This is a genomic window from Pseudomonas sp. S5F11 (assembly GCF_019641515.1).
GTDB classification, from domain to species: domain Bacteria; phylum Pseudomonadota; class Gammaproteobacteria; order Pseudomonadales; family Pseudomonadaceae; genus Aquipseudomonas; species Aquipseudomonas rhodesiae.
On sequence record NZ_JAIFJZ010000001.1, the window covers coordinates 522,343 to 536,402 of the forward strand.

Annotated in this window: 11 protein-coding genes and 1 pseudogene; 5 read left to right on the forward strand and 7 right to left on the reverse strand. The window is 61.1% G+C overall.

Going from position 1 to position 14,060, the window contains the following annotated elements:
- Positions 1-105 precede the first annotated feature (105 nt).
- Positions 106-1,317: an MFS transporter gene (locus tag K1567_RS02320; protein ID WP_034098162.1), complete on the reverse strand. Its 1,212-nt coding sequence runs from the start codon at positions 1,315-1,317 to the stop codon at positions 106-108.
- A gap of 101 nt (positions 1,318-1,418) precedes the next feature.
- Between K1567_RS02320 and K1567_RS02325 the strand changes: the two genes are divergently transcribed.
- The gene (locus K1567_RS02325; RefSeq protein ID WP_169902649.1) at positions 1,419-2,240 is read left to right on the forward strand and encodes a helix-turn-helix domain-containing protein; all 822 of its coding nucleotides are present in this window, start codon (positions 1,419-1,421) and stop codon (positions 2,238-2,240) included.
- Positions 2,241-2,249: 9 nt separating this feature from the next.
- Here K1567_RS02325 and K1567_RS02330 read toward each other — a convergent pair whose 3' ends face one another.
- The 3 genes from K1567_RS02330 to proP form a co-directional block, all read right to left on the reverse strand.
- A complete protein-coding gene (locus K1567_RS02330) occupies positions 2,250-4,802 on the reverse strand; it encodes an EAL domain-containing protein (protein ID WP_220698070.1) in 2,553 nt (850 codons plus the stop codon).
- Positions 4,803-4,892: 90 nt separating this feature from the next.
- A complete protein-coding gene (locus K1567_RS02335; RefSeq protein WP_034098156.1) occupies positions 4,893-5,399 on the reverse strand; it encodes a GAF domain-containing protein in 507 nt (168 codons plus the stop codon).
- A 51-nt stretch (positions 5,400-5,450) separates the two neighbouring features.
- Positions 5,451-6,953, reverse strand: coding sequence for a glycine betaine/L-proline transporter ProP (proP, locus tag K1567_RS02340; protein WP_034098154.1), 1,503 nt, complete (start codon positions 6,951-6,953; stop codon positions 5,451-5,453).
- Positions 6,954-7,742: 789 nt separating this feature from the next.
- On the opposite strand from proP, the gene K1567_RS02345 reads away from it, so the two are divergent.
- Positions 7,743-9,140, forward strand: coding sequence for an MFS transporter (locus tag K1567_RS02345; protein ID WP_220698071.1), 1,398 nt, complete (start codon positions 7,743-7,745; stop codon positions 9,138-9,140).
- 42 nt (positions 9,141-9,182) lie between these two features.
- Here the strand turns inward: K1567_RS02345 and K1567_RS02350 are convergent, their stop codons facing one another.
- Together K1567_RS02350 and K1567_RS02355 are read right to left on the reverse strand one after the other, a co-directional pair.
- A complete protein-coding gene (locus tag K1567_RS02350) occupies positions 9,183-10,475 on the reverse strand; it encodes a sorbosone dehydrogenase family protein (RefSeq protein ID WP_034098150.1) in 1,293 nt (430 codons plus the stop codon).
- Positions 10,472-10,888 carry a DUF2231 domain-containing protein gene (locus tag K1567_RS02355; protein ID WP_220698072.1) on the reverse strand — a complete coding sequence of 139 codons (417 nt, stop codon included), beginning with the start codon at positions 10,886-10,888 and terminating at the stop codon, positions 10,472-10,474. Before K1567_RS02355 ends, K1567_RS02350 begins: the two co-directional genes overlap by 4 nt.
- A 196-nt stretch (positions 10,889-11,084) precedes the next feature.
- Between K1567_RS02355 and uvsE the strand changes: the two genes are divergently transcribed.
- Genes uvsE through K1567_RS02370 form a run of 3 tightly spaced genes read left to right on the forward strand, consistent with a single transcriptional unit; the run spans position 11,085 to position 13,401 of the window.
- Entirely contained in the window at positions 11,085-12,113 is a 1,029-nt protein-coding gene (gene uvsE, locus K1567_RS02360; protein WP_220698073.1) for a UV DNA damage repair endonuclease UvsE, read from the forward strand.
- A 20-nt stretch (positions 12,114-12,133) separates the two neighbouring features.
- Positions 12,134-12,613, forward strand: a complete 480-nt coding sequence (locus K1567_RS02365) for an ATP-binding protein (RefSeq protein ID WP_169867746.1) — start codon at positions 12,134-12,136, stop codon at positions 12,611-12,613.
- Positions 12,610-13,401 carry a nucleotidyltransferase domain-containing protein gene (locus K1567_RS02370; RefSeq protein ID WP_310794490.1) on the forward strand — a complete coding sequence of 264 codons (792 nt, stop codon included), beginning with the start codon at positions 12,610-12,612 and terminating at the stop codon, positions 13,399-13,401. The genes K1567_RS02365 and K1567_RS02370 overlap by 4 nt, the downstream gene beginning before the upstream one ends.
- Before the next feature lie 273 nt (positions 13,402-13,674).
- Here the strand turns inward: K1567_RS02370 and K1567_RS27830 are convergent.
- Positions 13,675-13,884 (reverse strand): annotated as a pseudogene (locus K1567_RS27830) (methyl-accepting chemotaxis protein); the annotation flags it as partial.
- Between the last annotated feature and the right edge of the window lie 176 nt (positions 13,885-14,060).

The window sequence follows — 14,060 nt, forward strand, 5'->3', positions numbered from 1 at the left end:
GCGTGCAGAACTGCCTGGTGTGCGTTTAAACGCGAATTGTAAGCGCACACACAGGTTTTTCAGAACACAAACCGTAATGGCATACCGCCATCCGATGGCCGGCGGTCAGACCCCTTTGGTCGACGGCAGCAACACCGTGAGTATCCCCACCAGCGGCAGGAACGAGCACAGCTTGTAGACGTATTCGATACCGTGGTTATCCGCCAGCAGGCCGAGCAAGGCTGCGCCGATCCCACTGAAGCCGAACATCAGGCCAAAGAAGATACCGGCGATCATGCCCACATTGCCCGGCACCAGTTCCTGGGCGAACACCACAATGGCCGAGAACGCCGAGGCCAGGATAAAACCGATTACCACGCTGAGCACGGCGGTCCAGAACAGGTCGACGTAGGGCAGGGCCAAGGTGAACGGCGCGGCGCCGAGGATCGAGAACCAGATGACCTTCTTACGCCCGATGCGGTCGCCGATCGGCCCGCCGAAGAACGTGCCCGCCGCCACCGCGCCGAGGAACAGGAACAGGTACAACTGGGAGTTGGCCACCGACAGCTGGAATTTTTCGATCAGGTAGAAGGTGAAGTAGCTGGTCAGGCTGGACATGTAGAAGTACTTGGAAAACACCAGTACCGCCAACACCACCAAAGCGAAGGTCACGCGGCCTTTGGACAGACCATGGGTGGCCTGGCTGCCTTGCTTGAGCTTGAACAGGTTGAGGTGGTTGCGGTACCAGCGGCTCAAGCCATACAGCACACCGATGGCGAATACGGCAAACAGGCCGAACCAGGCGATATGGTCCTGGCCGTACGGGATGATGATCGCCGCCGCCAGCAGTGGGCCGAATGCGCTGCCGGTGTTGCCGCCGACCTGGAACGTCGATTGCGCCAGGCCGTAGCGCCCGCCCGAGGCCAGGCGCGCAACGCGTGAGGTTTCCGGGTGAAAGGTCGACGAGCCCACGCCCACCAGGCCCGCGGCCAACAAGATCGCCGGAAAGCTGCCGACAAACGCCAGCAGCAGGATGCCGACCAAGGTGCATACCATGCCGGCCGGCAGCAGCCACGGCTTGGGGTGCCGGTCGGTGTGATAGCCGATCCACGGCTGCAATAGCGACGCGGTGAGTTGGAAGGTGAGGGTGATCATGCCCACCTGAGTAAAGCTCAGCCCATAGTTGGCCTTGAGCATCGGGTAGATCGACGGCAGCACGGCCTGGATCAGGTCATTGATCAAGTGCGCCAGGGCGCACGCGCCAATAACGCGCAACACCAGTGGGCTGGCTTGGGGTGGGCTTGAGGCGGCGGCAGGTGAGGCGGTCAGGGTCGACATGCAGGCATTCCATACAAGGCAGCAAACAGTGAAAGCGGGCAGCGGTGCTATGAACCGCTGCTCCATATCTAGACGCGGTGTTTATGCTAGATTCGGCGCAAATGCCTGTCTCGCGAAATTGGGGCGGCAATCATCGCAAAAAGGGCGAAATGATCAAATCACTGGATACATTCTTGCGGGAGATCGATGAAGGCGACTGGGCCGTCATCAGTTCGGCCACCGACTACCCGGAAAACTGGGTGATCCCCGACCACAGTCATGAGAAGCACCAACTGCTGTACGCCACCGAGGGCGTGATGGTCGTGCGTTCGGCGCACAACCAGTGGACGGTACCGCCCCATCGCGGTTTCTGGATGCCCAGCGGCCACGTTCACTCCCTGCGCTGTGTGGGCGCGCTGAAAATGCGCAGCGTATTCGTGCGCCCCGGCAGCTTCCCGAATTTGCCGAGCGAGACCAAAGCGGTGAGCATCTCACCACTGCTGAGCGAGCTGATCAAGGCATCGGTCAGCCTTAAACCGCCGTACGCCGAGGATTCGCGGGATGCGCGCATCATGCACCTGATTCTGGATGAACTGGCCCTGTTACCGGCCTTGCCGCTGTCGCTGCCGCAGCCGGCTGATTCGCGTATCCAGCAGATCTGCGCGGCCTGGCAACACGATCCGGGCGATGCATCCACCGTGGCCGACTGGAGCGCGCGCCTGGCGCTGGACCAGAAAACCATCCAGCGTCTGTTCCGCAAGGACACCGGCATGACCTTCGGCCAATGGCGCCAACAGGCGCGCCTGTTGTTGGCGTTGGAGCGCATCGCGCTGGGCGAGAAGATTATCGACGTGGCCCTGACGCTGGGCTACGAAAGCCCCAGCGCCTTCACCAGCATGTTCAAAAAGCAATTCGGCAAGACGCCGAGTCAGTTTTTCACCTAGCTCGGCGGGTCAGCCCAGCAAACCATGGAACGCAGTGATATCCAGCGGGCGGCTCAGGTAGTAGCCCTGGCCTTCGTCGCAGGCCACCGATTTAAGCATCGCCAAGTGCTCGGCGGTCTCGATGCCTTCGGCGGTCACCGTCAACGACAGCGCGCGACCCAGGCCGACGATGGCCTGAATAATGGCTTTATCGTCCTCGCTTTCTTCCAGACGATTGAGGAAGCTGCGGTCGATCTTCAGCCCGTCGAACGGGAACGCGCGCAGGTAGCTGAGGGACGAATAGCCGGTGCCGAAATCATCCATGGCGATGCGCACGCCGAGCTGCTTGAGGGCGTGCATGACCTCCAGCGCAACGGCGGCATCTTCGAGCATCACGCTCTCGGTAATTTCGAGCTCGACCCGCGCCGGGTCGATCCCCGACTCCTGCAACGCCAGGCTCACGCGTTCCACCAGGTTGCCGCGCCGGAACTCGGTGGGCGACAGGTTGACCGACACAAACAACAGGTCGGGCCAGCGCGCAGCATAGGCGCAGGCGGTTTCCAAGACCCAGTCGCTCAGCGCCAGGATCAGTCCGGACTCTTCGGCAATCGGAATAAACGTGTCCGGCGCGATCAGGCCGCGCACCGGGTGCTGCCAGCGCACCAGGGCTTCGGCCCCGACCATTTGCCCGTCGGCGATGCGATAGCGCGGCTGGAAGTGCAAACGCAGTTCTGCATGCTTGATCGCGAACCGCAGATCGCTTTCCAGGCGGCGCCGCTCGATGATCCGCGTGTTCATTTCGCCGGAATAAAAGCGCCAAGTACTGCGCCCGGCGGACTTGGCTTCGTACAGCGCGATATCTGCATAGCGCAGCAGTTCGGTAACGTCTTTGGCGTCGTTGGGCGCCAGCGCGATGCCGATGCTGGCGCTGATAAACACTTCCTGCTCATCGATACGCACGGCTTGTTCGATGGAGGCAATCAGGCGCCGGCACAGGTTCTCGACTTCGTTCTGGTTGCCGGCATCGCTGAGGATCAGCACGAATTCGTCACCGCCGACCCTGGCCACCAAGTCGCCGTGGCGCACGCAATCGGCCAGGCGCCGGGATACTTCGTTGAGCACCCGGTCGCCGGCGGCATGCCCCAGCAGGTCGTTGACCGGTTTGAAGCGGTCCAGGTCGAGGCTGAGCATTACCAGCGGGTGGTCAGGCGACGGCAGGGTCTTGAGCTTGCCATTGAGGAAGGCTTGCAGCCGCGTGCGGTTGGCCAGCCCGGTGAGGGCGTCGTGTTGGGACAGGAACTCGATGCGCCGCCGGGCCTCGACCTCTTCGGTGACGTCGGTGGCGGTGCCACGGAAGCCGCCGCAAGGCATTTGTCGCGCGGCCAGGCGCGTCATGCGTTCCTGGCCCTGAGCGTCTAGGTAACGACACTGCACGCTGAGGTCTGGATGCCGGTCCGGGCTGCCCAGCCATTGCAAGAGCACGCCGGCCTCGGAGCCAAGCAGGTCGAGCATGGGCGCGCCGATCCAGGCGTGACGGTCCAGGCCGGTGACGCTCTGAAAACGTTCCGACAGGTAGGTGAACCGCCAGTGGCCATCGATCTCCCAGACCCAATCGGAACTGGCCTCCACCACATCGCGAAATCGCGCTTCGCTGGTGGCCAAGGCATTCTGGCTGTCTTGCAGCGAGGCGTGGCTGGCGTCCAGCGCCTGCGCCGCCGCCGTGGCCCGGCGGGAAATCACCCAGGCCATCAGACACACCAGCAGCGCCGCCAGGCCCAGCAGCGGCAGACCGACCGCCATCAGCCGCAGGCCGGGGCGCTCCGGCTCCCAATGCAGGCTGCCGGCGTCGCCGTTGTTACCCAGGGGCACCAGCAACACATTGCCGATGTCGTCAGGCGTGGCGATGTGCAGATTGTGAATGCCGAACTCATTGCCGATCAGGGCCAGTTTGTCGGCGGTGAGCAGGTCTACAAACACCAGCACAGAAGGCTTTCGGCCGTCTTTTTCCACGGTGGGGTCGGTGCCGGGGGTAATCGCCGCAGCGGCTATCAGTGTTGGGGTGCCACGCACATTTATAAACCGCGTCACCGGGATTTCTTCATCGGCGCCGGCGCGGGCCTGTTCCAGAATCTGGGCCATAGGCTGCTCCAGCCATTGGCTCAGTTCGAGGTGTTGCATCTGGCCCTCGACCACCGCATACACCGTGCGGTCTGCATCGTCGACCACAAACAGCCCCTGGAAGCCGAAGTCCTGATACAGCGTCGGCCCGACGTTTTCACGCACGAAGGCCCAATCGGTGTCTACCGTGACGTGCAGGTGCTTGTAGGCATCGCTCCAGAACGCATAGTCCTTGACGGTCAGGCGCAGGGACTTCTCCATCGATTGCACGGCTTTGCGCGTATAAAAAGCGCTTTCCGACTGTTCGGTGTGGTCCAGATCGTGGGCGATGTACACCAGCGAGTAAGCCGCCGCCGCGAATACACAGGCCAGCAAGGCCATGAAATTGAGCAGTGACGTGCGGGTCAGCGACAGGCTGGTGCGGGTGGACAGGGTACGGACGATAGGGGCTAGAGTATTCGGCATTATTTCCCGCAGAGCGTCGCTGCAAGTCATGGATATGACAGGCTATCGGCGCCCTCGGCGAAATATTTAGCCGCTCAGGCGCAGCTTCGACTAGCGCTCATGGGCCGTCAGGTTGGCGAAGAAGATGCAGCCGATCAGGCGGGCAAACAGGCTAAGGGTTTCGGCCAGGTTGGGGTCGTCGAACAGCATCGCCTTGGAGTCCAGCGCACACAGCGCACCGAACAGGCGGCCATCGGGTAGGAAGATGGGCGTGCCGGCGTAACTCTCGATGGCGTACTGCTTGACCACCGGGCGCGCGGCGAAGCGGCCGTTCTGGCTGACCTGGGGAATGAACAGGGTCTGCGGGTTGATGCAAAACTCGCTGCACAGGGTGGTTTCCAGATCGAGCACGTCGTCCGGGTGGATGCCCATGTCGAAAGGGTCATGCACCGAGCACACGACCCATTCCAGGTCGGTGAATTTGGCGATGCCGGCAAAGCGCATGCCGGTCAGGCGGGTGACGAGTTGCAGGATGCTGGTAGTGGCTTCGATTTCGGCGATGGCGGCGCGTTCTTCTGGGCTGAGCAATGACAGTGGTGCGGTGACGCTGGAAAGCATGCTGAACACTCCAAAGGCGCGGTGGCTGGGGCCACCGCGCGCGGACAGGTCTTAGTTGATACGAGGATGCTGTTGCACCAGGTTTTCGCGCTTGGCTTCTAGTTCGGCGATCTCGGCGTCGATATCTTCGATCTTCTGCTCGATATTGTCATGGTGTTCTTGCAGCAGCTCCTTGGCTTCTTCCATGTCCGAGGCCGCCGGTGCCGCGCCGCGCAGGGGGCGGTTAGCGGTCTCTTTCATGGTCACCCCGGTGATCAGACCGACCACTGCAAACGCCATCAAGTAGTAGGCGGGCATGTACAGGTCATTGGTGGTTTCCACCAGCCAGGCGACGGCGGTCGGGGTCAAGCCGGCGATCAGCACCGAGACGTTAAAGGCGCTGGCTAGAGCGCTATAGCGCAGGTGCGTAGGGAACATCGCCGGCAATGTCGACGCCATCACGCCGATAAAGAAGTTCAGCACAACGGCCAGGATCAGCAGGCCGGCGAAGATCAGCCCGATCTTGCCGCTGGTGATCAGCATAAAGGCTGGAATGGCCAGCAACAGCAAACCTACGCTGCCGGCAATGATGAACGGCTTGCGGCCGATTTTGTCACTGACAAAACCGATGAACGGTTGCACGAACAGCATGCCGACCATGATTGCGATGATGATCAATACACCGCTGTTTTCTTTGTAGTGCAGGTTGTGGGACAGGTAGCTCGGCATGTAGGTGAGCAGCATGTAGTACGTCACGTTGGTGGCCGCCACAATGCCGATGCAGGTCAACAGGCTGCGCCAATGCTTGGTGGCGACTTCCTTGAACGACACTTTCGGGCCGTGGGACAGACCTTCGCGGTCGCCTTGTTCGAGGGTGTCCATGTGTTGCTGGAACGCCGGGGTTTCTTCCAGCGCGTGGCGCAGGTAAAGACCGATGATGCCCAGGGGCAGGGCGAGGAAGAACGGCAGGCGCCAGCCCCAGGATTCAAACTGCTCTTCGCCGAGGATGCTGGAAATCAGCACCACCACACCCGCGCCGAGCACGAAACCGGCGATGGAACCGAAGTCCAGCCAACTGCCGAGAAAGCCGCGCTTGCGGTCCGGCGCATATTCGGCAACGAAGATCGACGCGCCGGTGTATTCACCGCCTACCGAGAAACCTTGGGCCATTTTGCACAGCAGCAACAGGATCGGCGCCCAGATACCGATGGTGGCGTAGCCGGGGATCAGACCGATGGCGAAGGTACTCAGCGACATGATCACGATGGTCGCCGCCAGCACCTTCTGTCGTCCGTATTTGTCCCCCAGGGCGCCGAAGAACAGGCCACCCAAAGGACGGATCAGGAACGGCACCGAGAATGTAGCCAGTGCGGCAATCATTTGCACACTGGGCGAAGCGTCCGGGAAAAACACCTTGCCCAGCACATAGGCGACAAACCCGTAGACGCCAAAGTCGAACCATTCCATGGCGTTACCCAGTGCAGCGGCGGTGATCGCCTTGCGCATCTTGGTGTCATCGACAATGGTGATGTCATTCAATCCGATGGGATTGACGCTTTTCTTACGTGATTTCATGCGGATCACTCTAAAACAGAACAGGGGAGGTGCTATCACTGCGACAGCACCGCTCTGTCACTTCAGATACAAGTGCATGCGAAATAATTCACCGCTATTTGGGTTTTTTTATGGATGAGGTCGGCGGCCTTACCCCTCAGCAGCAGGCACCGAATGCCCCGCTGCGAGTCAGGCCGTAACAGTGTGCAGGGATTATTCGCGATCTTCGGCGACCCTGTTGAACCCCGCGGCGCTATGCAGCAGGGGTCATATACACGCCACACTCATTTGTGGTGAGCAGGCTTGCCCTGCGCTGGGCTGCGCAGCGGCCCCACTTCAGACTCTGTGGTTTTATCGGGCACACCGAGGGGCTTGGTTTTGGGGCCGCTTCGCAGCCCAGCGCGGGGCAAGCCCGCTCACCACAAAAATCGCATTTTCTCAGGTTATGTTTCACCGAGGATGTGTGGATACCGATGCTCGGATAAGGGCATATCAGAGGCGCAGAGGCTGACACATAACGTTGTGGTGAGCAGGCTTGCCCTGCGCTGGGCTGCGCAGCAGACCCTCGACAGCACACCGCGTTTCTCCCGCTGGCGATGCCCAAGGCGTCCGCAACCCTGAGAATCGCCTAAACAGGTTGAAACGGTGATCATCAGCCTCGTCATCATATGACTTTGCCTGCGCGAGACCGACTCCTCTACCCGAAAAACCACGTTGACAGCATCCACACGGCCCGATATAAAAGTCGCAGTTGTACGACGACATATGACGTTACATATGTCCTATCTAACAAAAATAAAAAGTGATGCCATGAATCTAAGCGAGCCCATCAACGCCCATCGTGTCGGCCAGGCCGTCGGCAACTATCGTTGGACTATCTGCGCGATGCTGTTTTTCGCCACCACCGTCAACTACCTTGATCGCCAGGTGCTGAGCCTGCTGGCCCCGCAGTTGTCGACGCAGTTCGGCTGGAGCAATACCGATTACGCCAACATCGCCGCCGTGTTCCAGTTCGTGTACGCGATTTCGATGCTGTTCGCCGGGCGCTTCGTCGATAAGATCGGCACAAAGGCCGCTTACGTGATTGCCATCGGCATCTGGTCCACCGGCGCGATCATGCATGCGTTTTCCGTGCCGATGGGCGAGGGCATCGCCGCTATCAGCGGTGCTATCGGCCTGGCAGTGATCCCGGTTTCGATCGCCGGTTTTATGCTGTCCCGCGCGGTACTGGCCATTGGCGAGGCGGGTAATTTCCCGATTGCGATCAAAGCCACTGCCGTATACTTCCCCAAGAAAGAACGCTCCCTAGCCACTGGTATCTTCAACTCCGGTGCCAACGTCGGTGCGATCCTGGCGCCGATCTGCGTGCCGCTGATCGCCGGTTTGTGGGGCTGGGAAGCGGCATTCATGGTGATCGGTATGCTCGGTTTCGTGTGGGTGGCGGTCTGGGTCGGGCTGTACAAAAAGCCTGAGGATCAGAAGCGCCTTTCGGCCGAGGAGTTGGCTTACATCCGTAGTGACCAGACCGTGCAGCCGTTCGCCACTGCACCGGCCACTGGCAAAAAAGTCTCGTGGTTCAGGTTGCTCACCTACCGCCAGACCTGGGCCTTTGCCTTCGGCAAGTTCATGACCGACGGCGTGTGGTGGTTCTTCCTGTTCTGGCTGCCCACCTACCTGGCGGCGCAATACGGCATGAAAGGCGCCGATATCGTGATGCCCCTGGCCGTGCTGTACAGCATGACCATGGTCGGCAGCATCGGCGGCGGCTGGTTCCCCAGCTACTTTATGGCCCGTGGCGACGCGCCTTATGACGGCCGCATGAAGGCCATGCTGGTGATCGCACTGTTCCCGCTGGTGGTGTTGCTGGCGCAGCCTTTGGGCTATATCAGCTTCTGGGTGCCGGTGCTGTTGATCGGCGTGGGCGCCTCGGCGCACCAGGCATGGTCGTGCAATATCTTCACCACGGTTTCCGACATGTTCCCGCAAAAGACCGTGGCCTCCGTGGTCGGTATCGGCGGCATGGCCGGTGGGCTGGGTGGGGTGGTGATGACCAAGATCGGCGGCTGGGTGTTCGACTATTACAAGTCCATCAATGACATCCACACCGGCTACATGATCATGTTCGCGATCTGCGCCCTGGCTTACCTCACTGCGTGGAGCGTGATGAAAGCGCTGGTGCCGCGCCACAAGGAGATCACTGACCTGTAAGTGAACCTGCCGGAGCGGTCGGACCGCTCCGGCAGTGCGCGATCAACGGTTGCGCGTTACCCGCCACACGGTGTTGGCCAAGTCATCGGCGATGATCAATGCGCCTTTCGGATCCACCGTCACCCCCACCGGACGCCCTCGGGTTTTGCCATCATCACCGCGAAAACCGGTAGCGAAGTCCACGGGCTCGCCCGCCGGTTTACCGTCCTTGAATGGCACGAAGATCACCTTGTAGCCCACCGGTTGATCGCGGTTCCAACTGCCGTGCTCGCCGACGAACACACCGTCGGCAAAGCGTTCGCCCATGGCCGGGATGGAAAAGTCCACGCCCAGGGCGGCCACATGGGAACCCAGGCTGTAGTCGGGTTTGATCGCCGCCGCGACCTTAGCCGGGTTCTGCGGTTGCGCCCGTGGGTCGACGTTCTGGCCCCAGTAGCTGTAGGGCCAGCCGTAGAACGCGCCTTCACGCACGGAGGTGAGGTAATCCGGCACCAGGTCGGGGCCGAGTTCGTCGCGTTCGTTGACGACTGTCCACAATTGCCCGGAATCCGGTTGGATCGTCAGCGCGGTGGGGTTGCGCAAACCGGTGGCGTAGGGTTTATGCGCGCCGGTCTGGGCATCGATCTGCCAGACCATGGCACGGTCGATCTCCACTTCCATGCCCCGCTCGGTGATGTTGCTGTTGGAACCGATTCCCACATACAACTGACGACCGTCGGCACTCACCGCCAGGGATTTGGTCCAGTGGTGGTTGATCTGCGCCGGCAGGTCGGTGACTTTGACCGGCGCGCCGCTGGCCTTGGTCTGGCCATCGCTGTAGTCGAACCGCACCAGCGCATCCTGGTTGGCCACGTACAGTTTGCCGTCGGCGAAGGCCAGGCCGTAGGGCGCGTTGAGGTTGTCGGCGAACACGGTCTTGAGTTCATAAGTGCCATCGCCGTCGGCGTCGCGCAGCAGCGTCAGGCGGTTGCCGCTCTTGACCTGGGTGTTGCCCTGGGCCTTGATCACGCTGGCGATCACGTCCTTGGGCTTGAGCTTGGCCGCGCTGCCGCCACGGCCTTCTGCGACAAGGATATCGCCGTTGGGCAGTACCAGGGTCTGGCGTGGGATGGCAAGGTCAGTAGCGATCGCCGTGATGCTGAAACCCTCCGGCACGGTGGGTTTCTGCTCGCCCCATGGGGTTGGCTCGGCGATTTTCATGCTCGGCAGCAGGCTGCTCTGTTGTTCCGGCAGTTTGGGGTCGGGGCCGCGGGCCTGGGTTTTGTCGCCTTCGGCGCCGCAAGCGCTCAGCAGCAGGGCGGCGCTGAGCACGGTCAATGGGAAGCAGGTTTTCATCGGGCACCTCCGGTGCGCAGGCCGGTCCAGGTGGCGAGGATCGCCAGCACGGTCACAATGGCCGACAGCACTAGGCCGGCGGGCATCATGGCGTAAGCGTCCTTGGCGTGCTGAAACGCATCGATCAACCCCAGCACCCAAGTGACCAACAGCAGCAGCACATAAATGACGGGCCGCCCGGCTTTGTGGGTCGCGCGCAGCAGGTTGACCAACGCGAACAGCAGCGCCAAACCACAGAAAACCAGCGCACCGGCAATCAGCCAGGACGCGAAGTTGGCCCACTGAATCTGAAAGGTCTGGGCGTAGGCAATGTCACTGAGCAACGCGCCCAAAAATAGCGGCACGCCGCCGGCCAGCAAGGTCGCGTGCAACGGACCTGGCCGACTATCGGGGTAGGTGGGGAGGGTAGTCATGGGGTAAGCGGCTCCTTACTTGTTCGGCGCCCTGGGCTCAGGGATGCGATGACTTCGCATAGGAAAGGAGCACGTCATTTCTAGGAAAGTTCATAGATGTTATGCCGAGGATACGTGTCGAAATATTATGAACCGCGTTGCGTGTTCCTCGGCCCAAGCCCTTATGATCTCGCCCTCACTCAGCCCAGGCCCTTCCATGACCTACCCTCGCATCGGCTTTGCCTGCCAATACAAGCACCCCGACCGCCAGCTCTCGACCGGCGCCCTGAAACTTATCGAAGGCCCATTCAACCCGCGCACCACTACGTTGCGCTGGATGGACAGCGTCGACCCCAGCGTCGCCCGGGACAAATTGGTGGAGGTGGTCACCCACAACCTGGCGGCGCAATTGCAGCTGTTGGCGTACGTCGCCACGCTGCCGCCGACTCTGCGCATGTTGCGCCTGAGCAGCGATCTGCTGCCGTTTTACAGCCACCCCAAAGTGGCGGCCGTCTACCACGACCCGGCCATCCAACAGCAACTGATCGAAGGCTTCGCCGCCATCGGCGAGTTGGCGCGGGCCTCGGACATTCGCCTGTCGTTTCATCCCGGCCAGTACTGCGTGCTCGGCTCGGAAAACCCCAATGTGGTGGAAAACAGCGTGGCCGAATTTGAGTACCACGCCGATATGATCCGCATGATGGGCTATGGCCGGCGCTTCCAGGATCTCAAATGCAACGTGCATATCGCCGGCCGCCTGGGCGTGGAGGGTACCCGCGCGGTGTGGGCGCGGCTGTCGGAGGTGGCGCGTCACTGCATTACCTTCGAAAACGATGAAAAGACCTACGGCCTGGACCACTGCCTGCAAGTTGCCGATCTGGCCCCGGTGGTACTCGATATCCACCATTGCTGGATTCATGAGGAGGCCTACATTGACCCCGACTCCCCACGGGTCGCCCGAGTGATCGACAGCTGGCGCGGCGTGCGCCCGACCATGCACTACTCCCAGCCTCAGGAGCGTCTGCAAGACCTGGGTTTCGACGCCGAACGCAAGCTGGAGATGGATGCGCTGTTGCAGGTGGTGTCCAAGCGCGACCTGTACGCCCATAGCGAACAGATGTGGAACCGCTGGACCAACGACTACGCCCTGCAGTTTCTGGATCGCTTCGACATCATGCTGGAGGCCAAGGATAAGAACGTGGCATCGTTGGCGTTCTACGAGTATTGGCAATCCCAGGCCACGTGAAGAAAAAGGAGTTTGCTCCCATGCCCACTCTGCACCTGTTGTGCGGCAAGATCGCCTCCGGCAAGTCCACACTGGCCAGGCCCCTGGTGGCTGAACACCGTGCGATCCTGATCAGCGAAGACACGTGGCTGGCGCAACTGTACCCCGGTGAGGTGTTGTCCATCGCTGACTACCTGCGCTGTGCGCAACGCATGCGTGGGGTGGTGGGGCCACTGGTAATCGACCTGCTCAAGTCCGGCGTCAATGTGGTGCTGGATTTTCCGGCCAACACCCTGGCCAATCGCGAATGGCTGTTGAGCCTGGCCCACAGCGCCCAAGTGCCGCACTGCCTGCATTACCTGGAACTGGACGACGCTACCTGCCGCGCCCGCCTGCATGCGCGCAATGCCGGCGGCGAACACGACTTTGCCGCCACCGACGCCGAGTTTGACCTGATCACCCGGCATTTCTGTGTGCCGAGCGAGGTCGAGGGGCTGGTGATTGAGGTGCATCGGCCGTGAGCGTTGCAGTATCACAAGGCCTGGACGCCGAGGGCTTTATCCGCTCCGTTGCGCAGGCGCCCGTGCAGCCTGAATATCAGTCGGTGCTGGCGGATGCCTGCTCACTGCTGTCCCAGCAAACGTTGGGGCTCGATGGCTTGTACGTTTACGGCAGCGTCGCACGGGGTGACGCGACGCCCGGTCAGTCCGACCTGGACCTTACACTGGTGCTGCGCGAGCCGCAGACCCCGCAGGTAGCAGAGCAATTGGAACGCGTTCGCCGTGAACTTGAACGGCGTCACCCGCACGTCACCAAAGTCGACTTCGATATCGGCGAGCGTGCGCAGGTAATGGCGGTTGAAAACCGCAACCTTTGGGGGTTCTGGCTCAAGCATCAGTGTCGTTGTATTTGGGGCAATGACCTCTGCGTCCATTTCGAGCGGTTTCGCCCATGCCGAGAAATCGCGCTGGCGTTAAATGGTGACGTCTATTCGGTATTGAACACCTATATCTGCGCTATCGGGCAAACGGTTATCGAGGCGGATCGGCTGCGCTTGCAGCGTGAAGCGTCGCGCAAACTGATCAGGGCGACGCAGATATTGCGCTCGGAAGCGGCAACGATGTGGCCACAAACACTGGAAGAGCATGTGGCGATGTTCCTCCAGAGCCACCCGGCGATGGTCACCCAGGTAGCGTTCTTTCTGTTTGAAGCGCGCAACCCTGGCGCCGCGGGCGATCAGTTCTGCGCGCGGTTGCAGGTATTTGTGGAGTGGTTGGTTTCACACCAGCGCGAAACCCTCCGGACTTAAACCGCCCCACCAATCCATTCAACTCATCCGACAGCTTCGACAGGCGCCCTGAGCCATCCTGGGCCGAGTTGGCCAGGCTTTCCACTAAGCGCGCTTCGTCGTAGATCTGCTGGATATGCCGGTTGATCTCTTCAGCCACGCTTTGTTGTTCCTCGGCGGCGGCGGAGATTTGCAGATTCTGATCGCGGATTTCGTTGGCCGAGGTCTGGATGCCTTCGAAACTGTCCCGCGCGTTTTGATGGACGACACGCTGGCCTTGGACAGGTCCATGCAGCTGTCCATCTTCTGGGTGACTTCCTGGGTTTTGGTTTCCAGGGCGCCGAGCAGGTGCTCAATCTCGCCCGTGGAGTCGCAGGTGCGCTTGGCCAGGGCGCTGACTTCGGCGGCTACCACGGCAAAGCCGCGGCCCTGGTCGCCGGCACGGGCCGCTTCGATGGCAGCGTTGAGTGCCAGCAGGTTGGTCTGTTCGGCAATCGCGCGGATGGTGCCGAGGGCATCGTTGGCGTTCTACGAGTATTGGCAATCCCAGGCCACTTGAAGATAACAGAGTCTCCTCGTATGAATGTAAATAAGGCCTGCGTCGGATCACTCAAGGCGCAACAGTCAGTACTATTTGTCTAGCAGAAAGTTGAATGGCGGCTACGAAAGCTGAAGGCTCC